The sequence below is a fragment of the Persicobacter diffluens genome (genome assembly GCF_036244895.1).
GTDB lineage: Bacteria > Bacteroidota > Bacteroidia > Cytophagales > Cyclobacteriaceae > Persicobacter > Persicobacter diffluens.
In genome coordinates this window covers 623,689-645,744 of record NZ_BQKE01000003.1, presented here as the reverse complement: position 1 = coordinate 645,744, position 22,056 = coordinate 623,689, and the positions used below count along the sequence as shown (strand labels likewise).

The 22,056-nt window shown below is 42.0% G+C and carries 19 protein-coding genes; 9 read left to right on the top strand and 10 right to left on the bottom strand.

The window, feature by feature from the left end; all coding sequences use genetic code 11:
• Positions 1 to 111: 111 nt before the first annotated feature.
• From AAA970_RS21925 to AAA970_RS21915, 3 genes are all read right to left on the bottom strand, one after another.
• Positions 112 to 549, bottom strand: coding sequence for a hypothetical protein (locus tag AAA970_RS21925; protein ID WP_338239015.1), 438 nt, complete (start codon positions 547 to 549; stop codon positions 112 to 114).
• A 144-nt stretch (positions 550 to 693) separates the two neighbouring features.
• Entirely contained in the window at positions 694 to 1,449 is a 756-nt protein-coding gene (locus AAA970_RS21920; protein ID WP_338239014.1) for a hypothetical protein, read from the bottom strand.
• Between the two features lie 119 nt (positions 1,450 to 1,568).
• Entirely contained in the window at positions 1,569 to 1,877 is a 309-nt protein-coding gene (locus tag AAA970_RS21915; RefSeq protein ID WP_338239013.1) for a tyrosine-type recombinase/integrase, read from the bottom strand.
• A gap of 464 nt (positions 1,878 to 2,341) precedes the next feature.
• Between AAA970_RS21915 and AAA970_RS21910 the strand changes: the two genes are divergently transcribed.
• Complete coding sequence (locus AAA970_RS21910) at positions 2,342 to 2,680, top strand: hypothetical protein (protein WP_338239012.1); 339 nt, start codon at positions 2,342 to 2,344, stop codon at positions 2,678 to 2,680.
• Between the two features lie 59 nt (positions 2,681 to 2,739).
• On the opposite strand, the gene AAA970_RS21905 is transcribed toward AAA970_RS21910, so the two are convergent.
• Positions 2,740 to 3,039, bottom strand: coding sequence for a hypothetical protein (locus AAA970_RS21905; RefSeq protein ID WP_338239011.1), 300 nt, complete (start codon positions 3,037 to 3,039; stop codon positions 2,740 to 2,742).
• A gap of 217 nt (positions 3,040 to 3,256) precedes the next feature.
• Here AAA970_RS21905 and AAA970_RS21900 point away from each other — a divergent pair, with 217 nt between their 5' ends.
• From AAA970_RS21900 to AAA970_RS21885, 4 genes are all read left to right on the top strand, one after another.
• A complete protein-coding gene (locus AAA970_RS21900; RefSeq protein WP_338239010.1) occupies positions 3,257 to 4,531 on the top strand; it encodes a TolC family protein in 1,275 nt (424 codons plus the stop codon).
• 7 nt (positions 4,532 to 4,538) lie between these two features.
• The gene (locus AAA970_RS21895; RefSeq protein WP_338239009.1) at positions 4,539 to 5,627 is read left to right on the top strand and encodes an efflux RND transporter periplasmic adaptor subunit; all 1,089 of its coding nucleotides are present in this window, start codon (positions 4,539 to 4,541) and stop codon (positions 5,625 to 5,627) included.
• Positions 5,628 to 5,639: 12 nt separating this feature from the next.
• Positions 5,640 to 8,738 carry an efflux RND transporter permease subunit gene (locus AAA970_RS21890; protein WP_338239008.1) on the top strand — a complete coding sequence of 1,033 codons (3,099 nt, stop codon included), beginning with the start codon at positions 5,640 to 5,642 and terminating at the stop codon, positions 8,736 to 8,738.
• Between the two features lie 487 nt (positions 8,739 to 9,225).
• A complete protein-coding gene (locus AAA970_RS21885; RefSeq protein ID WP_338239007.1) occupies positions 9,226 to 10,011 on the top strand; it encodes a CPBP family intramembrane glutamic endopeptidase in 786 nt (261 codons plus the stop codon).
• 336 nt (positions 10,012 to 10,347) lie between these two features.
• On the opposite strand, the gene AAA970_RS21880 is transcribed toward AAA970_RS21885, so the two are convergent.
• The 4 genes from AAA970_RS21880 to ric all read right to left on the bottom strand — a co-directional run bounded on the left by AAA970_RS21880 (position 10,348) and on the right by ric (position 15,536).
• Positions 10,348 to 12,360: a WG repeat-containing protein gene (locus AAA970_RS21880; RefSeq protein WP_338239006.1), complete on the bottom strand. Its 2,013-nt coding sequence runs from the start codon at positions 12,358 to 12,360 to the stop codon at positions 10,348 to 10,350.
• A 482-nt stretch (positions 12,361 to 12,842) separates the two neighbouring features.
• Complete coding sequence (locus AAA970_RS21875) at positions 12,843 to 13,187, bottom strand: hypothetical protein (RefSeq protein WP_338239005.1); 345 nt, start codon at positions 13,185 to 13,187, stop codon at positions 12,843 to 12,845.
• Positions 13,188 to 14,750 (bottom strand): PepSY domain-containing protein, encoded by a 1,563-nt coding sequence (locus AAA970_RS21870; RefSeq protein WP_338239004.1) that lies wholly within the window; start codon positions 14,748 to 14,750, stop codon positions 13,188 to 13,190.
• 66 nt (positions 14,751 to 14,816) lie between these two features.
• The gene (gene ric, locus AAA970_RS21865; RefSeq protein ID WP_338239002.1) at positions 14,817 to 15,536 is read right to left on the bottom strand and encodes an iron-sulfur cluster repair di-iron protein; all 720 of its coding nucleotides are present in this window, start codon (positions 15,534 to 15,536) and stop codon (positions 14,817 to 14,819) included.
• A 158-nt stretch (positions 15,537 to 15,694) separates the two neighbouring features.
• On the opposite strand from ric, the gene AAA970_RS21860 reads away from it, so the two are divergent.
• Both AAA970_RS21860 and AAA970_RS21855 read left to right on the top strand, forming a co-directional pair.
• Complete coding sequence (locus tag AAA970_RS21860; protein WP_338239001.1) at positions 15,695 to 16,144, top strand: RrF2 family transcriptional regulator; 450 nt, start codon at positions 15,695 to 15,697, stop codon at positions 16,142 to 16,144.
• A gap of 266 nt (positions 16,145 to 16,410) precedes the next feature.
• Positions 16,411 to 16,965: a hypothetical protein gene (locus AAA970_RS21855; RefSeq protein ID WP_338239000.1), complete on the top strand. Its 555-nt coding sequence runs from the start codon at positions 16,411 to 16,413 to the stop codon at positions 16,963 to 16,965.
• Between the two features lie 527 nt (positions 16,966 to 17,492).
• On the opposite strand, the gene AAA970_RS21850 is transcribed toward AAA970_RS21855, so the two are convergent.
• Positions 17,493 to 19,517 (bottom strand): beta-N-acetylhexosaminidase, encoded by a 2,025-nt coding sequence (locus AAA970_RS21850; protein WP_338238999.1) that lies wholly within the window; start codon positions 19,515 to 19,517, stop codon positions 17,493 to 17,495.
• 291 nt (positions 19,518 to 19,808) lie between these two features.
• On the opposite strand from AAA970_RS21850, the gene AAA970_RS27850 reads away from it, so the two are divergent.
• Positions 19,809 to 19,943, top strand: a complete 135-nt coding sequence (locus tag AAA970_RS27850; RefSeq protein ID WP_420916741.1) for a pentapeptide repeat-containing protein — start codon at positions 19,809 to 19,811, stop codon at positions 19,941 to 19,943.
• A 625-nt stretch (positions 19,944 to 20,568) separates the two neighbouring features.
• Here the strand turns inward: AAA970_RS27850 and AAA970_RS21845 are convergent.
• A complete protein-coding gene (locus AAA970_RS21845; RefSeq protein WP_060689115.1) occupies positions 20,569 to 21,075 on the bottom strand; it encodes a hypothetical protein in 507 nt (168 codons plus the stop codon).
• A gap of 112 nt (positions 21,076 to 21,187) precedes the next feature.
• Between AAA970_RS21845 and AAA970_RS21840 the strand changes: the two genes are divergently transcribed.
• On the top strand, positions 21,188 to 21,799 hold the full coding sequence (locus AAA970_RS21840) for a helix-turn-helix domain-containing protein (protein ID WP_338238998.1): 612 nt from the start codon (positions 21,188 to 21,190) through the stop codon (positions 21,797 to 21,799).
• The last annotated feature ends 257 nt before the right edge of the window (positions 21,800 to 22,056 follow it).

The window sequence follows — 22,056 nt, the reverse complement described above, 5'->3', positions numbered from 1 at the left end:
GTAGGAGAATCCGTTTTGCTTTCGCCTCTCCTATTATAAAATCTAATATTGACCCTAAAATGGTGTAGTGAAGGTAGCTCGCTATGCATTTTAACGCGTGTTAGCGTGAATTCAACTTTCAAATTGTATTAATTTAAATATAAAAATTAAGATAAACACTAAAAAGAAGAATCCAATAGTATTTATATACATCATTTTACTTGTTGAACTTTTTATCTTCACTATTGCCAAATAGCCAATCACAAATACTAAAAGGCAAATAATTAGTCCTCCTAATTCAAAAGTGAAAGGCAATACAAGGCTTGGAATTGCCAGAGCTAAAATTACAATTATTAAAGCGTTTTGAATTTTATCTTTTTGAGGTTTAGGGATATTTTTCAACACTACAATTCCGGCAATGAAAAATGGAGCACTTATTAGCAAGTCTATAAGTAAATAGAAATCCCCCCAGGCCAATGGTTTTATCCAAATGAATAAAATCAAAGAAAGTGTTGATAAAGAAAAACCTATGATATTTATCCAGCTTGAATATATTAATATTTTTTTCATATAAATTCACGCTAAGGATTAGTATAAATTTCGTAGCCGATTGAATGCCTCCTTCTTGTCGAACTATATGAATGATGTAGCGAGCTACATTCCTTGAAAACATCACTATACTGGCTATGAAATTTATACATTGTTATGTGGTATTTACATTTTGTATTCCATATAAAAGATTTCCTCTTTATCAGAATAGGGATCGATAATTAGACTAAATTCATTGGATTGAATATCACGAATAATCGCACCTGACAAATATAAATAATCATTCCCCTTGTTATCAAGAGCATCAATCTTATATCCAAAAATTCTAAAGCCTTCATCGGTTACATTACCAAACTGAGGATCAGCTTTCTTTAGATTTTCAATCAATTCATTCTTATCATATTCAACTACTCTTCTATCATTCAATAGAGGCAATAGATCATCATATTTATTTTCACGGATTATGTCGACTACTTTATTGAGAAATGGTACTCTTTTATCAACCACCTCAAGTTCCCATGTGCTAAACTCAAATTTCTTTTCACTGCCATCGGAAAACACAATTATTGGATTAATGTGAGTATACTCATTCCGTTTTTCCTTATTAAGATTTCTATAAAATCTGTATGCAATATTGGATGCTGCGAATTTAGGGTTATTAGTAAAGTGTTCAATAGCCTCACTATCAAATAGTCTTAGTTCGAAGTACTTTTTACTTTTTTCTCCTGTCAATACAGACATTCCAATCGAGTATTCGCATTTTCCGCCAAAGAAACCCAATACATCCTTGACCCCTGCATCTTCATCATCTGAAATGTCAACAAAATAAGATAGTAAGCTAGTTTTATATTCTCCATCTCTTCTGTTGCAATTTGAGAAAATTAGGCATGTCAACATTATTAAAATCAATATTCTCTTCATGTTACTTTGATACTATTATTCCACACAACGATTGTGTAAACTCAACTCCTATTGCGTATATCCCCCTTATATGCACAACCTTATTTGTATAAGTTAATTATGTGCTAATATAATCATATTCACCATTGATCTAAGGGACTTTTAATTCTTTTAAGATTCTTATTGGTTACGTGGGTGTATATTTCAGTAGTCTTGGGGGAATTATGGCCTAGCAGCTCTTGTATAAAACGAAGATCAGTACCTTGTTCTAACAGGTGAGTTGCAAAACTGTGCCGGAGGGTATGTGGAGTAGCCAGTGGGTTTATTTTAGCACTTTTTTTAGCCTTTCTGAAAATAGATTGGATGGAGGTGGCCGAATAAGGTTGTCCGTCCACCCCTTCAATTAACCATTCCGTGGGTTTATATTGCCTATAATACAGTCGGAGCATCAGAGGCATTATTTCAGACAGTATGGTATATCGATCTGTAATCTCCAACCAAATCAGCCCGCCCCTTGCAAGCGAAAAGGGCACCATTAAAATCAATAGGTAAATGGCCTCCTTTAAATCGGATAATCCGAGTATTAATCCTCATTCAGCTGAAAGGCCAGAAAAATGGAAAAATAATCCAGGTGAATTTTAATAACAGCCTTTCTTTTGCCTCATTATCTACTTAAAAGGCTGAGTACTCCCCTGCAAATAGGCCTATTGGTGTCTCCCATTTTTTGACCCATGTAGAAGACCACCGTTGAAAAAGACATTTTTCACTCCCTTATCGGGCTTAACGAAAATCAATCAAGCTTTTAACCCCTCTTTAATTCTTGAAGCTGATTTAAAAGCTACATTTGTTTAATATTATATTTATTCATTTGAGATTCTGCAGATCATATCATTTTATCATATTTTGGCTTGTCATGGCCATCCACCTGTTAAATATCAGTGTGGACGTTAATGATATGGATGAATTTTCGGCGGAAGTGATCTGGGGTCAAAAGGTTGAAAATCGGATCGAAAGTTTCGTCGAGCTGGCCATCAGTATGATTTATCCCGACTGGGCTATTGAAGATAGTCAGCAAGGAGAAGATGAATCAAGGATTGTTAGCCACCTGCATGGGCCTTCCATTTGTGATGCCCCCTCCATGATCTCTTTATCCTCTCAAAATAAATGGAGAGCGCATAGTTTTTCCGCTGAGCCTTTCCAATTTTATAACTCCACCTATTTGGAAGTCATTTCTCCTCCCCCCCAATCCTAGCATCCGCAATTGAATCAGACAGCTTTGCTCCTAAGCTTGTGCTATTAGGCGGCTTATTCTTACTTAAATCCTCTTTTAGCTGCATTGCGGAAAATTGACGGAATATTTTCTATTCTTAGTTTTTCCAATGAAACAGCTATAGGCGTATTTAAAAACAGACTATCCGGCTGCAAACTCAAGCTATCAGGCATGACTTTGGATAATTTTCCAGAGCATTTCTTGCTATGGCAGGAATGGAATCCTTTATCATCGCTGCCAAACATCAAAGTCCATAAATAAGGCTGGATGTAAAAAAGTGCTTTGAATGGCAACGGGAGCTCCTTTATTTCATAAGCAATATGCTGATTCAATTCCTCCACGGAGCCAGTAAAGATTATTAGAGACATCACCCGCTCTTGCTAATCTTTCTGATTTATTTCTCGCCTGTTTAAAATCCAGAGCGCATCAGGATTTTCAAATATTGCCTAAGTAATATTTGATGATTTGCGGCTATGCACCACTTTCTCCTGTAGGCTACGGATTTAAACGAGCGGATATTATTATTTTATTTATGGTGCTTTAGCAGATACTACAGCAATGAAAAAACTTTTCGCACTGCTGCTGGGGATGGGTACGTCCACTTTATTGTGGGCTCAAACAACTGACAAATTAACCCTTTCCATGGCCGCAATGGAGCAAATATTCCTAAAAAATAACCTGGAATTGCTCGCAGAGGAATACAATATCGAACTGGCAGAAGCGGAAATCATTCAAGCCCGGCTTTGGCCTAATCCTGAAGTTAATATCGAATGGGCCGTGTTTGATACTGATGATCGTGTTTGGTTCAGAAATGATAACGATGCACAACGTGTCGCAGAGATTAACCAGTTGATTGAAACGGCTGGAAAACGCAGGAAACGTGTAGAGGTGGAGCAAATTAACAAAGAAATCACTTCACTGGAATTTTATGAGGTATTGCGCTTATTAAAATCCGATTTGCGACAAAATATGGGAGAGTATTACTTCCTTCAAAGCAAATTAGACCGTTACCAACGAGGCATAGTTCCCTTGAAAAATCTGGTAAAAGTATATCAAAGCCAGTTTGAGAAGGGGAATATTGCACGCTCAGAGCTCACCAGGCTTAAAACCTTATTGATCAGCATGAATAAAAATATGCTGGCACTCAAACATGAACGCAATGAAGTAGCGGCCGAATTAAAAGATTTACTTAACATCAAAGAACATATAGCCATTCAGTTAGAGGGGAACTCCGATGCTATTTGGCTCAGCCGGGATATTAGCGGGCTTAATCCCTATGACTTTCTGGATGCTGCCCTTGAAAACCGACTTGATTTTAAAGCTGAACAGGCACGATTAAAACTCGCTGAGGCAGGCCTTAAACTAGCAAAATCAGAAGCCGTCCCCGACCTTTCTATTGGGGCACTTTACGATCGACGTGGAGCGGCCCAAAACGATTATTGGGGGTTATTGGTAGGTTTTGACATCCCTCTTTTTGATCGTAACCAGGGAGTTGTCAAGGCTTCGAAGGTAGAAATTTTACAAGCCCAAATCAGACAGGAGCAAAAGCAAACCGAAATTTCCAATGAAGTATTTCTGGCTTTTGAAAATTTAGTAGCCACCATGGAGGTGGCCGAGGAAACCGACCTGCAAATGCTCCAATACCTTGATGAAATGCTTGATGGTGCTTTGAAAAATTACCAAAGTCACCAACTCAGCCTGATTGAATTTATCGACTATTATGAGTCATTTCTGGAAGGCGTAGAAGAATGTCTGGACTTGCACAAGCAGGTGTATACGGATCTGGAAAAAATCAATTTCGCTATTGGCCAAAATTATTTCAATCTATACTAAGTCTATCATGAAATCATATCATCTCTATATTTTAAGCAGCCTGTTCTTTGCAATGGCCTGCAAGGGCTCAAAAGAGGATAAGCAGCCCGTACAATTACAAAGCTTGGCTCCACAGTTAAAAACCACTCAGGTGAAGCTGCAAATTCCGCAAACTTCAAACCACTTTACCGGTAAAGTGGAACCTTTGCCGGATCAGGAGCTGGAAATTCCTTCTATGTTTCCGGGCAAGGTGGAACAGGTAAATGTAAACGTGGGCGAACAGGTGGCCAAAGGTCAGGTGTTGGCCACTATTCGCTCCTCAGAAATGGCCGAACTGAGCAAAGATTTACTCTCGGCCCAATATGAAGTACGAAAAGAGGAAAAGGAATATGCCCTCACCAAAGATCTGTATGAAGCGGGAATGGCTTCAGAAAAAGATTTGATTGTCGCCGATGGCGAACTCAGATCAGCTCAGGCGGAAGTGCTACGCATGGAACAAATGCTGCAAATACTGGGTGATGCAGACGGGGGAATTCAAAAAATAAAAGCGCCAATTTCCGGCATCATTACCGAGCGCAATCTAAAACGCAATATGCTTATCGGGGAAGACTTTGACGCTCCGCTGTTTGTGGTGGCAGACCTGTCTGAGGTTTACGTAAGCCTTAATATTTACGAGTCCGACATTCGAAAAATTGCCCTGGGCCAGGAAGTAAAGCTATCCTCTATCTCCTACCCGGATGAAACCTTCACCGGGAAGATCTCCCAATTTGTCCGGGTACTGGATGAGGAGACCAAAGTGATGAAAGCCAAAGTAAAGTTAGAAAACGGGGACTTCTTGTTGATGCCTCAGATGTTTATGGATGCCTATGTGGTGCGAAAAGGGGACCAGCCACTGGCCACAGTCCCCTCCTCAGCGATTATCTTCGAAGATAACCAGCACTATGTCATTACCAAATCCGGAGCACAGTGCCAAAAACAGCCGGTGCAACTTTGGGGTGAACATCAAGACAAGGCCTTTATCCAAAGTGGCTTGCAGGCGGAAGAAGAAGTCGTGATTTCCTACCCTTTAATGGTCTATAATCACTTACTCAAGGAGGAAAAATTTGGCAACCAGTAAGCAATTATATCCATGCGAAAATTTGTAGAATTTATCATCTCATTTTCATTGAGCAATCGCTATCTGGTGTTCTTTATGACTGCCATATTGATAGCAGCAGGGGTAGTCAGCTACCTGAATACTCCTATTGAAGCCTTCCCCGATGTGACCAACCCCAAGATCCGTGTGATCGCACAATGGCCGGGAAGAAGTGCTGAGGAAATCGAAAAATTTGTCACTATCCCGGTAGAAATTGAAATGAATGCCGTACCGGGGAAAACAAACGTGCGTTCCATTTCTTTGTTTGGGTTGTCAGTGGTCACGGTAAGTTTCGGAGATGAAGCGGATGGCTTTCAGTGTTACCAGTGGGTCTTAAATCAAATCCAGAGTGTGGAGTTTCCCGAGGATGTGGATTTTGAGATCGAGCCACTTTCGGGTCCCACGGGTGAAATCTTTCGTTACACCCTTCAATCCGACCACAAAAGTTTACGGGAAATGAAAACCATACAGGACTGGACGGTTGAAAAATACTTAAGGTCCGTACCGGGAATAGCGGATATTGTCAGTTTTGGTGGCGAGGTAAAAGTATACGAAGTATCGCTAGACCCCCTCCGACTACAGCAATATGATATCACCGCTCTGGAGGTTTTTGAAGCGCTGGAAAACTCCAACGTTAATGTTGGGGGAGATGTGATTGAAAAGAACGGACAAGCCTATGTGGTTCGTGGCCTTGGTTTATTGGAAGACAGGCAGGAAATTGCCTCTATCATTGTGGATAATATCGATGACACACCTATCCTTTTACGTCAGGTAGCCACCGTTCAGGAAACACACAAGCCCCGATTGGGGATTGTCGGGCTTGATGATAAGCCGGATGTCGTACAGGGTATAGTGGTAATGCGACGCGGAGAAAACCCGAAACAGGTAATAGAAAACCTGAAGGCTAAAATCGACCAACTCAATATAATGCTGCAAAAGGAGGATGTGCAAATTGTACCGTATTATGATCGCTCGGACCTGATCTCCTATACCACTTCTACCGTAACCAAAAATTTAGCGGAAGGAATTTTCTTCGTAGTAATCTTTGTATTGCTCTTTATGGCGGACTGGCGTACCACGGCCATGGTAGTGATTATTATTCCGCTATCCCTGCTATTTGCATTTATCTGCATGCGGGCAAAAGGCATGTCAGCAAACTTACTCTCGATGGGCGCCATTGATTTTGGAATCATAATCGATGGCGCTGTGGTAATGGTGGAGGGACTGTTTGTCGTATTAGATAAAAAAGCCCACAAGTTGGGAATGGAGCGTTACAACCGCCTATCCAAGATGGGGCTGATCAAAAAAACAGGTTCAGAGCTTGGAAAGAACCTTTTTTCCAGCCAATTAATCACCATCCTGGCGCTGGTACCCATTTTCGCCTTTCAGGAAGTAGAGGGCAAAATGTTCTCTCCTTTGGCTTATACTTTTGGCTTTGCGCTTTTGGGCGCCATGATTCTTTCTCTGACGCTGGTGCCGGTGATGGCGAGCTTCTTGCTTAATAAAAATGTAAGGGAAAAAGATAACCTCTTTGTTCGCTTATTACAAAAAGGGGTGTATGGCACGTTTATGTGGGCCTATAGTCACAAAAAAGCGACCCTATCTATAGCCTCGGCCGCCTTATTATCTTCCCTCCTATTGGCCTCCAAAATGGGTACTGAATTCTTACCCCAACTCAATGAAGGAGCCATCTATGTACGTGCCTCAATGCCACTGAGTACAGGGCTGGGACAGTCCAATGAAATTACGCAAAAGATCCGGACGGACTTGCGCGCTTTTCCGGAGGTGAAGGCCGTCCTCTCGCAAACCGGACGCCCAAATGACGGAACGGACCCCACGGGCTTTTTCAATATAGAATTTCATGTGGAGTTACTTCCTGCTGAAGAGTGGCCACGCGACATTTCCAAAGAAGCACTCATTGAGCAGATGGAACAAACCCTGGCCTCCTATCAGGGTATAAATTTTAATTTCTCCCAACCCATCATGGACAATGTGGAGGAGGCGGTTTCCGGGGTAAAAGGTGCTCTGGCTTTAAAAATTTATCACCCGGATTTAGAAAAGCTGGAAGCCTATGCTGAGCAGGCTTACGGTGTGCTTAAAGAGGTAGAGGGCATTGAAGACCTGATGGTCGTTAAACTGATCGGTCAGCCGGAATTGCGCATCAAATTATTAGAAAATAAAATGGCGATGTATGGGGTCACTATTCAGGATGCTAACTCGGTTATTGAGATGGCCATAGGCGGGAAAGCAGCCACCCAGATGTATGAGGGCGAAAAACGCTTTGACATCCAACTGCGATACAAGGAAGAATACCGTCAGGATGCTGCCGCTATTGCGGATATGATGGTCCCCACGATTCAGGGGCAACAGGTTCGTCTGGGCGAGATTGCAGAGATTTCCCTAAGAACCGGTCCAGCCTTTATCCATCGCTCAGACATGGATCGTTTTATCGCCCTGACTTTTTCGGTCAGAGGGAGGGATCTTGGCGGTGCCATTGCCGATGCGCAAAATGCTTTTGAGGAGCAAATCAATTTGGAAGAAGGGATGCAAGTGGCCTGGAATGGGGAGTTTGAAAATCTGGAACGCGCTCAAAAAAGGCTGAAGCAGGTCGTACCTATCGTATTTCTTTTGATTTTCCTGATTCTGCTAAGCACTTTTAATAATAAGCTGGATGCCTCACTGGTGATGATGAACGTTCCCTTTGCACTGATTGGTGGCATTATTGGATTGCTTATTATGGGCGTAAACTTTAGCATTTCTGCCGGCGTGGGATTTATTGCCCTGTTCGGGATATGCGTTCAAAATGGCGTGATTTTATTAAGCAAATTCAAACAGAACCTCCGCGAGGGCATGGACCTGGATTGGGCCATTAAAGATGGGGTGAAAAGCAGAATCAGACCAGTACTCATGACTGCCACTACTGACTTTGTAGGCTTGATCCCGGCATCGCTTTCCGTAGGTATCGGATCAGAGTCTCAACGACCATTAGCCACCGTAATCGTTTGGGGGATTGTCTCCGCTACATTGCTGACATTGTTTGTCTTTCCAATCCTGTTTCAGCAGTTTTATAAACGGGCTTATCGGGAGCAATAATTTTATTAATAAATCACCCACCCAAATGAATGACTATTTGGGAAAACAGAAATAACTGAATATGATTGAAAACAGGTCGTTGAGCATTGGCAGCAAAACGACCTGTTTTTTTAAAGCCTGTTTAAAAGCCAAAACCAGCAGCGAAAATTTGATTAAGGCAAAAGCGATGCCCGGATATTTGGAGAGAATAGCATCGCTATTGTTGAGAAATTATCTAACATCGCTTCCAATAAGTCGAATTTGCAGCCGCATTCTGTGCTATTAAGCCAGGCTTGTAATTAGGGCAATATTCCTCAGCATGTCCCAAAGCCGAATGGCCATCCGTTTGAAAAAACCTAATGAAAAGGCTGTCAGCCAATCTCACTTCCATTACACAACGGCTTAGGCACTTCCCGGGCTACTGCTCTGCCAGATTGAATTCCAATTTTAATCACGCCCGGAAATCATTCCGATAAAAAATATAATTAATTATTTCTATATTCACATAATGGCAGATTCCAATAATTCCCTGAGAAATGGCCCAATGTTGGCGAGTTCGACCATAAAACCAATATGGAGGAAAGTTTTTACCTATGACTGGAAATTCGGCCTATTCTTGATACTGCTCATCTGCATCCCTCGTTTCTTTTTAGTGCTGATGGCTAATCAAACCGGAAACTATGGTCCTATTGGGGCCATCATGTTCGGCTCCGCATTGATCCCTTTTATTTTCCTTTCCGGAACAGGCAGAGCTGAAATTGGCATTAAAAGCCCCAAACGACCAAAAATCCTATTACTTGGGCTGATTGCCGGCATTATTTTTAGCCTTGTGCTGTATTATATCGGGAAAACCCTCTTTGATGGCTCCCTTCAAAATTGGTATGTATATATCGGCCAATCCTATAATATTCCGGAGCAAATCTCCGCGGATGATAAACGGATTTTATTCGGCATTATGGCCTCCACCGGGATGATCTTTAGTCCCATTGGAGAAGAATTATTTTTCAGAGGAATCGTCCACGGCACTTTTGCTCGCTCAGTGGGAGACAAAAAAGCGTCCAATATTGACAGCACTGCTTTTGCCCTTACTCATATCGCCCATTTTGGATTGGTCTACCATAATGGCCATTGGGACTTTTATTTCCTGCCCACCCTTTTGTGGGTTTGTAGTATGTTTTTGGTTAGCCGGCTTTTTTTCAAAATGAAGGAGTTATCAGGCTCCCTGCTGGCTGCCATTGTATGTCATGCCGGTTTTAATTTGGGGATGATTTATAGTATTTTTTATTTATTGTGATGCTTTTGGGAATAAGCAGCTTCTACAATACCCTGGGAAATATTTGTTAAAATCCGCCAAATTTAACGATTACCAAAATCAAAGCTAACCCACGGATCTATTTGAAATTTCATCCATTTTAGCTAAACCTATCTTCCACAAGGCAGGGACTCCTCTCTTTCCTGCTAAGAAATAATCCATTAAAACCAAATGGCTGTAAGGACTTCTCAAAGTAGGGAATCGTGGTTTCAAAACCGGGAACGGAGAAGAATTGAACTCAAACATTAACGACTATAAGGCTTAGTAAAGCTTTTAATATTGGAATTGACGCCTTAAATCATCCTTATCAATTAAAAATCAAAACCGGTTTTTCCCTTTCAGGTATAAATGATTTATTCTATCATTTTCCTCTTTAATTTTTTGTAAACCACCCTTTTGTTTAAGATCAAAATCATAATGTTCATTGGAGTCAGTAAAATGCATTAAATTACTTCCATACTTTCTTTGTATTTCCGCCATGGGGACATCAGTCTGAATTTCACTTCCATTAATGTCATAATAGGTGTACTTTTTTCCCTGCCGTGTCACAATCAATGATTTTTCCTTTTTCAATGGAAGATCGAGATCTTCATCATCTATAAAATCAATTTCGAAATAGGGAATATCTAAATACAAATGATCATATATGCATGGCAGGATCACTTGATTACTCGTAGACACAAGCCCGAATTTACCATTTTTGCGGACCGCACAAACCCCCTTCGCTGGCAATCCAACATATTCATACGCTATTGAAATCAACACCTTACCTTCAGGAGAAATTAAACCATATTTACCGTCTTTTTTAGCAAAATGACCCATAGGTCCATATTCCACCCAACCGGAAAGTCCATCATAGATGAGGGGAATGATAACATTGTTATCATCATCAATTGTACCTATTTTCCCACCCTGCTCCACGATATAAGTATTCTTATTGGGAAAAAAATTGTCATACCAAGTAGGATAAATAGCATCATACTCAAATGGAATTTTTAAACGTCCGTGCTTATCAAAAATCCCACATTTGCCCTCCAAATCAACAAAGACGTTATCATAAATATAGCTGTATTTAAATGGCTGAATGATTTGGTTTTCGGCCGTTAACATCCCATACTTCCCCGCTTTGGTGGCAATATATTTTTTTCCCCTGCCAGCGCCAGCATATAGGGTATCATAAAGGAAAGGAATCTGCTGATGACCTTCATAATCAATAAGGCCTTTCTTCTTAGCGGTATTGGTCACAATAATACTTCCCCCGCTTAGGTCATAATCAATAATGCGCTCCGATGATATGTTGTTTAATTGTTTATCAAATATCGAAACTTCACTTCCCTTTCGGACTAAAAAAATATTAGAATAGTTACTATAGTGATAGGGCCTTTCAATAAACTCATAAATCAGTGGTAGAACCACTGCTCCCTGATCGTTAATAATACCATATTTCCCATTTTTTCCCACAATGGCTTTACGGCCAAGACCGAAATTCTTTGCTTTATCAAATCTACCAAAAGGCACCACCTCATTTTGATGTTTATCCAAATAGGCAAATTCGGATTTTATCGAATCAGCATTAAAATTATTATTCCGTGCATTTTTTTGAAAATTCCTTTCAACCAAAATTGGTAAATCTTTACTATTTGCCGGTAGCCGGCTGGAATAGGAATCCGACAAAATACGATAATTACAATAACCTGATAGGGGGGATCCTGAAGGAGTAAAGCAAGTCCACTTCCCTCCTTTCCAGGCCGTAATCATTCCGTGCTTTCGCCAATGCTTCATTTCATCAAACTCAAATGGAATAATCGTTTCATTGAGGGCATTAATAACCCCATACTTCCCATTCTTTTTAAGGACAGCAATTCCCGGCGCATAAAAGTAAACAACTCTGGATATATAATCATATTCCAGGGGAATAACGAGCTCTCCTTTTCGGTTTATAAACCCCTGTTTATTCCCCTTAGCCACCGGGGCCAAAGCCGTGGAATGAGAAAAAACGCCAACATCATCATAAAGAAAAGGGATTATAATATTTTCATTTATATCGATAAAGCCCTCTTTATTCCCTTTTTTGGCGAGTATCATGCCTTCTTCATCCATTGGGTTAAGGAATTTATATTTATTCAATGGAATCACAATATCTCCGGATTGATCAATAAATCCCCATGAGTTATCATTGTAAATCCTTCGATATTCAAGATTCTTGAGGATAATCATTTTGCCAGTGCTATCCTGATCATACTCCACTTCCCGGATTTTGTATTTCCCCTCCTGAGCAAAAAGTGTAACAGCACTACCAGTAAAAAACCAAACGGCTAAAAAAAATCTCATCCAAATCATATATCAAAAAACATTGCCTGAATATAAAATAGCGATTACCGAAAATATTAACAAGAAACCAAAATTAATTATGAAAGTAGCAAAAAAGATTCAATTAGACTACCATTCGGTAAATTTGAGACATTTACGAAAGAATCACAGTACCAGAACCGTCCTAATTTGATTCACATAAAATAATATAGCAAATACTGTATTTCCCGATTTTTACAGTCTAAACCCACGGTCAGAATATTCCATGAATAAATACCATAAAGAAGCAAAACCACTGGCACATCTTTGACGCGAGATGAAGTGTTATCATTTATAAGGCAAACCCGAGACCGCCTGTCCGCTAAAACAACTATTCAGAATTTAAGCTGCCAATGGGAGGAACTTAATGTGGTCCATTATTCCTTTCGAAAAATTCAAAAGCTAAACCAATCCTTCAATTTTCTAACCACCGGAATTGATAATTTAAACTAAATAATTCCGGCTTAATGATGCAAGGCTTTCTGAAAACGCTTTTTTTTCTCTTCATAAATACGGACCCCTTCCTTCATATTGGCCAGCTTCTTTTCCGTTTTCTGAACGATGCGATCCATCGTAATTTTGATCAGATAAGGGAATATCAGTCCCAGATTCAGGGCATAAATCCCCACCAAAACACTGTAATTGCTGAAATGCCATAGCCCGGAGGCCAGCAGCAGACACAACAATATGGAAGGCCATGCCATAAGGCGAATGTTTTTCAGGGTCCACTCTGCAGCCTGAATTTTTACGGACAGGTCGTGTAAAACTTGTTCGACCGTTTGCAGATGTCTTTCTGCGGAATTATTCATCTATCTTTTTAATCGTTTTTTAAGGGTGGATTTCCATGACTTCCGTCTGCGCCAGACATACTCATAACCACCGGTAATGCACAAAACAACAAAAAATATACCTAACAGCGGGTTGACCAGGATCACCCATTTGGATAACAGGGGTCTGAATAGTCGCGCATTGTGCAATTCGAACATAAAATTCCACAGGGGCATGCGATATTCAGTGGCTATTTCGGCCGGCATCGGATATTCGGATTGTAAAAAAGGGTTCATGGGAAGTAGTCCCTGCCCATAGGCGGAAAGGTACGCTACCCCTTTGGGATCAATAAAGAACCCTGTAGTCATCAGGCGGTTAGGGCGGAAGTTCCAGTCCTCGGGATAAACGGGCTTTTGGGTGAGCAAATCCAGGGCAAAATCATCCCCCTGACGGACATTATGTAAACCATAAAAGGAACCCAGCAGGAAATCACCATCCCCTTTATAATCAAAAACAGTAGCGCCCATCGGGAAAATATGCGCCGGCCAGTACGCTTTTTCAAAAGGCTGCTGCCCCTCTGCCGGTCCCTGATACAAGCCTTTGCTGGTATCAATGATCAGTTCATCGGTCTCCGGAATATAAGTAGCATTCCGAATGCTGTGGTACCATGGATTCACCATGACGGTGGTTTGCAGCCAGTGCCCGCCCACCGCTTTGTCCATGAGTACCCCCAGTAAAGGCGGCCGCATGAACAGGCCGGTACCTCCGATGACCAAAAGGAAAAAGAGAGAGGCGAAACCAATTTGGTGATGATAGCGAATATTCCACGATAGCCAACGTTTTTGCCGGATTGAAAGCTTCACTTTGCGTTGCTTGATATAAAAAACCAGCAGAGCACCCAGCGTCAGAAAAATTAACAGCAAACCAATGACATCCACGACCAATCGTCCGCCGCTCCCCCACAACCAACCCGAATGCAAAGCAAAAAAGAAAGAGATGAGGTCCATTTCTTCCAAACCGGCCTGCGTTAACCTTCGTGGATGGAATGCTGTGGGTTGATCCAGGGGGGCTACCCACAAGCCCGATTTGGAAAATGCCAGCAATTCTCCTTTTCGCTGAAGAATTTTTACAAATTGTTCACGTGCATATTCTCCTGCTGCCAGGCGCTGCCATTTCTCCTGTTTTAAATCATACAACCAAAGCCCACCATAGGTGGCCGCCAATAGTTTTTGCTGATCGGGCAAAAGAAACAGATCATTGGTTTTTTTATAATATGGCGCAGGTTCAAATCCTTTGTCACTAGCATTTTGATAAGTGGCCCCACCATCCTGACTTTCCCAAATGCCTTGCTTACCGGCAAAGAAGAAATGCTTACCGGACAGAAATAATGCATCCGACAATACCCCCCTGTTCCAGTTTTGAGGAGTATATTCTTCCGGCACCCAATCCTTATGCACTGACAATTCCGCAATCAAATCCGGGTGATTCAATAAAATACCGGAGACACTCATCCAAAGGATGATAACAGACAAGGCCAGGCCTAAATACTTGTGCCACGCTTTGAACTGCTTATACAGTTTGCTGAAAAAACCTTTATTTCCCATTCCGCTATTTTGCCTGCAAAAAGACTGCCCCTTTTAGAGCCTGTTAGGGTTAAAATCAAAATAGACCTATTGATCCAATAATTGTCTTAGCTGCTGACGGGTTTTGGGAAACAGCATATTGTTTTCCAAATGCACATGCTGATGCAGATTGTCCTCAAAATCCTTTAACATCGCATAAGTCTGCTGATAAGTAGGACAGGCATCTTTGGGAGGAGTGTAGGCATTCGTAATACGGGAGATTTCCTTAAAACGGTTGCCTTCCCCATCATGCTCCTCTTCCATTTCCGCCAGTGGGCCGGACAAATCCTTTTGAGATAAAGTCTCCGCATCCGGATTTTCCGCTATCTCCCGCACAAAAGGAAACAGAATGATCTCCTCTTTTGCTAAATGAGCCGTCATTGCCTGAGCACATCCTTCAAAAAGGTTCTGAATTTCTGCAAGATGCGGCTCATGCTCACCGTGTACCTCTACGATCGTCTTTAATAAAGCCTGAATTTGCGGAATCTGTTGTCTGACATAGCGGTGATGAGTCTTCTCAATATAATCTGCCAGTAAATCCAAAGGCCAGCGGTCAAAATCTATCTGCTCTCCTTTTGGTGCACGCATTACCTCCGCCAATTGGCCCGTCAATTCCTCTTCTGAAACCCCGTCTCTTTGGCAGGCCTCCTTAATGGAAATATCGCCACCGCAGCAATAATCCATTTGAAAATTTTTAAATACCGCGGCCAGGCGATAGTCCTGAGCGACTAATTGTCCGATTTTTTGATTTGATAAACTGGCTTCCATGAGCTTATGATTTATAGTAAAAGACTTTTTTATCCTTTATAGGTTCAACCGATGACTGATATGGTTCAAAGATATACATCGCAAATAAAAGACCAAAAGATCTTTTATTATTTTTTAATTTTTTCCCCTACCTTTGAAAGCAAACAGCAAGCGCAATTATGTTTTCAAAAGCATGCAGTTACGGCATCAGAGCATTGGTATTCATTGCCTCGAAAAGTCAGCAGGGAGAACGCACCGGCTACAAAGAGATTGCCCGTGCCATCGAATCTCCGGAACCTTTTACCGCCAAAATTTTACAAAACCTGAGCCGGCAACGGCTGGTAGAATCTTTCAAAGGTCCCAAAGGCGGTTTCTTTCTGAACCAACAACAGCTGGAAACCAATCTTTACGAAATTGTGGAAATTATCGACGGCCCGCAGCTGATGCATGGCTGTGGCCTTGGTTTTGAAAAATGCTCAGATGAAAAGCCCTGTCCCCTGCATTTCCGCTATGAAAAAGTCCGGGCCTCCTTTACCTTCATGCTGGAAAATACGGATCTGAAAACCCTGAGCCAGGAAGGATTCTCTGAAAATTTCGATCCACTGAACAACGAGCAGAACTTTAAGTAAAACGGATTAATCAGCGAGGGATTAGGCTGTCGAATATATTGATCTTACGTAGGTGATTTTGAGATAAAAAACACCTGTATCGTTCGAAAAATGGGTTTTAAAAAATTAAAAAAACGATTTTCGACATGCCACCAATGGATATGGGCACCCACCTAAAAGGACGTCATAAAAGCATACCGAAGAACTTTATTACTTTATATAACTAATTTAAAATTACTATTTATTCTACCCATAACACTTTATATATTGCGTGAAATAAAGTAATAATGAAGAAAATATTTTTATCAATAACTGCACTGGCAGCTGCATTAACGGCTTGTACCTCCGAAATGGAACACCCCAACCCTGAAAATGGCATCACCTATTATATCCGGCTGGAACAAGAAAATTTCCTAAAAAACAATCAGTACCGCTTCAGTTATCCTGAGGAGGAAAGTGATGATCCGGAGGATTCCATCGTATACAACCGCGAATACCGTTATGATATTGAGCTCACTACGGAGAACGGTCGAACATTTCAATGGAATAATATGCAATATCTTTCCGGAAATACCGAAGACCATTTGGAGGGCTGGGGAATTCATTTGGATGAATCTCCTTTTACATCACCCATTACCCACCTGAAGGTGATCAAGGTGGCCGATACTTTATGGCATTATCCGAATCAGGAAATTGTTCCGGTGATTGATCAGGCAATTGCAGGGATACAGCCGCCAGTAAATGCTCCACAGTGGATTGACTTGTTGGTCGAAGAAGTGAATCATGAAGATGTCACTAATCAGGGGACAACAAAGTACTATTCAGTGGCTTCTGGTAAATAAGGAGAATTTTGGAGCCGGAAAATACCGGCATCTGTTAAAGAGCGTGTTTAAAAGCACACCATCCGGCTGCAAATTCGAATTATTGGAGGCGATTTTGGATAATTTCTCAAAAATAGCCATCCTATTCTCTCAAAATAATCCTGCATCACTTTGACGATAATCAATTTTTCGCTAGAAATCTTGTCTTTTAAACACACTCTTAAGCCGAATTATTCACCGCTAAATTTATTAACTGATCGCAAGTGGCTTAATTTCGGTTCATTATAATTAATTTTCTTTGATCTATAATAGCCCAAATTTGGGCAAGCTTACTTTCTTCTCATTCAACTGCTTCGTTGGGAAAAACTCGAAATAGGAAAAATTCCTTCATTTTTCCCGCCTTACAGCTATACGAGGATTTAAGCAAGAATAATCCGGCTTAAGATTCGGAGACAAAAACAAAAAAGCCGTGACCCTTTAGCAGGACCACGGCACAAACATCAAAGACAATTTTTTATCTCAACAAATTTTTTAAAACAAATCAGCATTTATTCTGCAGCAGAAAGCTTCTTTTCCAAACCGGCCAAGGCCGCAATCTGGTCCACCACCTGTAACTCACAACGTCCACCCTGCTCACGCGCAGCAACGAGCGTTTGTACAGCGGCTTTTTTCCAGCTGCCATTTTTCTTTACATTTTTATCCATGGCATCCAAACCTACCTGAGCTACTGCCGCCAACCGCTGAGACAAATCCGACACTTCCTTCAGTACCGGGTTCTTTTCAATCACCAACTGAAGGGCAGCATCATTGGATTTCCATAATTCCAGGTACTTTTGAATCTCCGCCGCATTGCCCTGCTTACCGGCCTGATAATCCTCCACCAAATAACGGAAAGCCAAAGCATCCGGCGCATCCGCCACACAAGCGTCCGCAAATTTTTGGAAAGAGAAATAGCTGTTGTACATGGTACCGCCCGGGTTACGGGTATAATTTTTTAATGGCGCGGCAACATTAATCAAATTCCATAGTGGCTGGGTATCCCCGTATCCGGAAAGCAATCTCACAATACCCTCGCGCCCTTTGACATGCTGCAAGCCAACAATTTCCAACTGATTACTTACGATCTCCAAACGACGGTACATGTCACGGACATCCCGCACCTCCGTAGCAGACCAAAGGCGCTCCGCAATGGCAGCAGTGCGTGGCCAAATTCGGCTATCCACCGTCACAGGCGTCACCAGCTCCGACCACATCGTCGCCTCTCCACCCAAAATCAAATCCTTCTCCTCCTGCTTCGTCAGTTGCAAAGGCATCACCCGATTCAGGTAATGGTCTTCCGCCTTCCATAATAAATCAATATAAAAACCATTTGACAATACCGTCGGGTAACCTTTTTGTACCGCTTCCACCAGGCTCTCACCCGGAGCCATTTGTTCATTTTCCCCTCTCCAGGAATGAATCACCGCCGTCGTTGGGATCGCAGGCTCCATAATCTCCTCCCAGCCCATCATTTTCTTTCCATTCTTCTCCAATATCGCCTGCACCTTCACATTGAAATAAGCCTGCAATTCATGGTTGTCTTTCAGCTCATGCTCCTTCATAAAAGCCTGGATATCCGCATTGGCTGTCCAGTGGTGTCCTTCATTTTCATCCCCACCAATGTGGAAATAAGCGTCCGGGAACAATGCCGCCATTTCTCCGAACAGCTCCTCCAGAAACGGATACAAATCCTCATTCGTCGGATCCAAAGTCGGGTCAAAAATACCGGCATTTACCTCTCGTTGATATTCCGTAATGCTTGGATCAGAACCAAACTCCGGAAATGCCGCTAAAATCGCGGTTGCATGTCCCGGCACATCAAACTCCGGCATCACACGAATACCTCTTGCAGCAGCATAAGCTACTATATCTTTAATTTCGGCTTGCGTATAAAATTCTCCATCCGATCCCTTCTCGGTCAACTCCGGAAATTTCTTCGACTCAATTCTCCATCCCTGATTATCCGACAGGTGGAAGTGCATCACATTCATTTTCACAAAAGCCATCCCATCCAGATTGCGCTTAATCACATCCACCGGAAGGAAATGGCGCGCTACATCAATCATTAGCCCACGCCATGGGAATCGCGGCGCATCCTCTATCGTCATGGTAGGGAAATAATACCCCTCGCCATCCGATTCCACCAATTGTAGTAGCGTCGCGTAGGCATGCATCGCACCAAAATCCGTTGCGGCCTTCACCTGAATTTGCTCAGGCGTAATAGTAATCGAATAGGATTCATCCTCTCCCAATTCCAATTTCCCGGCACGCCCCATACTTACCTGCATCGGGAAAGCGGCATCCGTTGTATTCGTCTCAATAAAATGCTGTGGAAACCAAAGGCCCGTACGAGCATCCAGTGCTCTTAAAAAACGACCCGAGGCCGCTGCCAGATGTTCATTAGCACCATTTACGCTCAACTTCAAATCAGAAGTCAGGCGGTATTTACCATTATTCAATTTTACCTCCTGCGGAAGCGGCATCACATCCACCGCAGACTGGGCAATAGCACTCCAAGAATAAAAAATACTCATAGCCATTACCATTAATAATTTTCCAAATCTCATATTGGGGCAATTAAGAATTAAAAAGTGTGTGTTTCACACAAAAATAAGATAAAAACTTAATTTTACTAAGCTCACCCCCATTTTCAAGAGTAGTTTTTAATAAAAATTGAAAATAAATTTATTTTTAATGATAAAGGTTATTTATTGAACCCATTTTATCACCCCTCTCAATAAATATTAAGCTTCCTTCACAGCCAACTGCCCCTAATCAGACTGCCCCAACCCTACATTACCCCCACATTATTATTAATACAGACCATGGATCAGAAAAATGGCCTCTCACTCTCCCACGCCGGTAAAGACACATCGCATGCGTCTTTATCCGGTGCATCTTTATCGCATGCGTCTTTATCAGGTACATCTTTATCCAATGCGTCTCCACTATACGTCTAGATCAACTGGCCATAGACCACCACAACACCAATAAGCCCGAAGTTATCTCACCAAACAGCCTTAACCATAGCCCCAAAAAGCAAAAATAAAGAGAAGCTATTTTATACGGGGCCTGCGCCACAGCGCACCGGGCTTTCGGCGGTCGCTTTTTCCGATAGGCACCATGGCACCATCCCGTGAGTATACCCTCGGAAAAGAGCTCCACAACCGGCTACGCCTCCGCCTCTATCCCTGGCCCGGGGGTTCGGTGGTAATGGTAAGTTCCAAAGTTATATTAAATACATCAGCCGCTTTAATTCCTTCAAAAAATCTAAGCGCATGTACCCACAGCAAGCTGATCCCGGCGATTCAACCCTTAGCTTAATTATACCCCGCTAAATTTATCACCTCTTACCAAGACACTTATCACCAGCTCAATAGAGGGGGCTACCTTAAATTTGTAATAGCCAAATTTAAGGTAGAATGCTTTCCTTTCATTCATATGCTTCATTGGAAAAAACTCGAAATGGGGAATTAATCCTTCATTTTTGCGCTCCTGCAGCTTAAGGAGAATTTAAGGATACATCATTCAGGTAATTCCCATTGGATATGGAAATCAGTCCCAGCATCTTGTAAAAAAATAATGCTAATCCGCCGTATAAATCACCCCTTTGAAGCTTACACTGCCTGGCCCGAGATGCCCGGCACTTATCCATTCACAATAGGTGACCACCCCCGCCTCCAATGCATTTGCAAGCATTTCCCGATGTTTTTGGGCAATTTGATTACGAATACCATTCTCGGAAAAATCAGCCATAGAAAGCCGATCGTCAATTTTTTGTAATTGTCGTTGCCTCACAGAAATGGCATCCATAAGCGGAACCAGTATATCTGCCTCTTCCGTGGCACTTAATTTCTGCCGCAACACTTCCAATGAGGCGGCAAGCACATCTCGCTCATTAATTAATACCTGTCTGACCTGCAATGCCTTTCGATTTTTAACGGAACCGGTCAGTTCTGCTGCGCGGAATTCATCAGCAAGCCGCGCAAAGCGATTAATTTTAAATTGTGCACGCTCTGTAGTATCGGCAAAGTAAGGGAAATTTAAAGGATTAAAGATATCGGCCAGGTCATACTGAATAAGGGTGGTCATTATCGCGGACTTTATTGTTGAAAGGGTGCTCACCTTGATTAATGAATTATTTGAATAAAAAGATTCAAACAATGGGGAAATTTTATCACTTATGTAAGAAAATGACCAACATATGTATCTTACTTATCAGGAACGTTGTAAGCTAGCCGCCTGGCATCATCTTGGAATGAGCAATGCCACCATTGCCCGCATGCTGAAGCGGCATCCGGCAACTATTGGGCGCGAGCTAAAGCGTAACCGGGTATTCGGAACCTATCAGGCCCGGCTGGCTCAGCGACGTTATGAATGCCGGAAAATTTTCGTTGGTACTAAAAGTTTTATGTGGTGTGGCTTTTTTCGAAATACCCCCTACCAGATGGATGCCTTCCAAAGGCGCATCACCCAATGGTTTTCAGATGCCTTCGATGACTATGCCCGCCTCCGGATGGACAATTGGGGAAAGGTCAACTTCAATTTAATTTGGCGGCATCAGGTCAGGATGATGAAAATAAAAGGACCTCTTTGGTACGGACAAATGGCACGGTGGATACATAACATATGGGATCTGGAAGAGGAAGCCATTCGTCGGCGGAAACAGGAAGAAGAGCAGGAATTGGCCGGGTATGAAAGCCTTTCCAAAATGATCGACGAAACCAAACAGGGCATCCGGGAACTCATTGAACAAATCGACAAAGCCCTATCCTCCTCCAAAACCACCGAAGACTCTCCTCTTCGGGCAGCTTAGTGTGCCCGATAATCCAATCTCCACCCAACAACAATCCTGACTGAAAGGATCCAGTATTCCAACAAAGCGTTTTCCTCCCGGGCAACGCTTTTTTTGTGCACTTTCTTTAATAATCCTAAAAAAAATAAAAGTTTCTTTCATCAAAAACCGCAGATGTAAAGGATTGCATTTGCTCACGTGCAAGGTTTTATTTCGAACACCAAAGAAAAAATATCCAAGGCGTTACTAAAGCCGGCGACATCTGAATGATTCCTAAA

What these genes read in the sequence shown, in the direction of transcription:
- AAA970_RS21925 (WP_338239015.1), bottom strand. Translation starts at nt 549, where the DNA reads ATGAAAAAAATATTAATATATTCAAGCTGGATAAATATCATAGGTTTT.
- AAA970_RS21845 (WP_060689115.1), bottom strand. Translation starts at nt 21,075, where the DNA reads ATGACCACCCTTATTCAGTATGACCTGGCCGATATCTTTAATCCTTTA.
- AAA970_RS21920 (WP_338239014.1), bottom strand. Translation starts at nt 1,449, where the DNA reads ATGAAGAGAATATTGATTTTAATAATGTTGACATGCCTAATTTTCTCA.
- AAA970_RS21850 (WP_338238999.1), bottom strand. Translation starts at nt 19,517, where the DNA reads ATGAGTATTTTTTATTCTTGGAGTGCTATTGCCCAGTCTGCGGTGGAT.
- AAA970_RS21855 (WP_338239000.1), top strand. Translation starts at nt 16,411, where the DNA reads ATGAAGAAAATATTTTTATCAATAACTGCACTGGCAGCTGCATTAACG.
- AAA970_RS21910 (WP_338239012.1), top strand. Translation starts at nt 2,342, where the DNA reads ATGGCCATCCACCTGTTAAATATCAGTGTGGACGTTAATGATATGGAT.
- AAA970_RS21895 (WP_338239009.1), top strand. Translation starts at nt 4,539, where the DNA reads ATGAAATCATATCATCTCTATATTTTAAGCAGCCTGTTCTTTGCAATG.
- AAA970_RS21870 (WP_338239004.1), bottom strand. Translation starts at nt 14,750, where the DNA reads ATGGGAAATAAAGGTTTTTTCAGCAAACTGTATAAGCAGTTCAAAGCG.
- AAA970_RS21875 (WP_338239005.1), bottom strand. Translation starts at nt 13,187, where the DNA reads ATGAATAATTCCGCAGAAAGACATCTGCAAACGGTCGAACAAGTTTTA.
- AAA970_RS27850 (WP_420916741.1), top strand. Translation starts at nt 19,809, where the DNA reads ATGGATCAGAAAAATGGCCTCTCACTCTCCCACGCCGGTAAAGACACA.
- AAA970_RS21890 (WP_338239008.1), top strand. Translation starts at nt 5,640, where the DNA reads ATGCGAAAATTTGTAGAATTTATCATCTCATTTTCATTGAGCAATCGC.
- AAA970_RS21880 (WP_338239006.1), bottom strand. Translation starts at nt 12,360, where the DNA reads ATGAGATTTTTTTTAGCCGTTTGGTTTTTTACTGGTAGTGCTGTTACA.
- ric (WP_338239002.1), bottom strand. Translation starts at nt 15,536, where the DNA reads ATGGAAGCCAGTTTATCAAATCAAAAAATCGGACAATTAGTCGCTCAG.
- AAA970_RS21885 (WP_338239007.1), top strand. Translation starts at nt 9,226, where the DNA reads ATGGCAGATTCCAATAATTCCCTGAGAAATGGCCCAATGTTGGCGAGT.
- AAA970_RS21840 (WP_338238998.1), top strand. Translation starts at nt 21,188, where the DNA reads ATGTATCTTACTTATCAGGAACGTTGTAAGCTAGCCGCCTGGCATCAT.
- AAA970_RS21900 (WP_338239010.1), top strand. Translation starts at nt 3,257, where the DNA reads ATGAAAAAACTTTTCGCACTGCTGCTGGGGATGGGTACGTCCACTTTA.
- AAA970_RS21915 (WP_338239013.1), bottom strand. Translation starts at nt 1,877, where the DNA reads ATGCTCCGACTGTATTATAGGCAATATAAACCCACGGAATGGTTAATT.
- AAA970_RS21860 (WP_338239001.1), top strand. Translation starts at nt 15,695, where the DNA reads ATGTTTTCAAAAGCATGCAGTTACGGCATCAGAGCATTGGTATTCATT.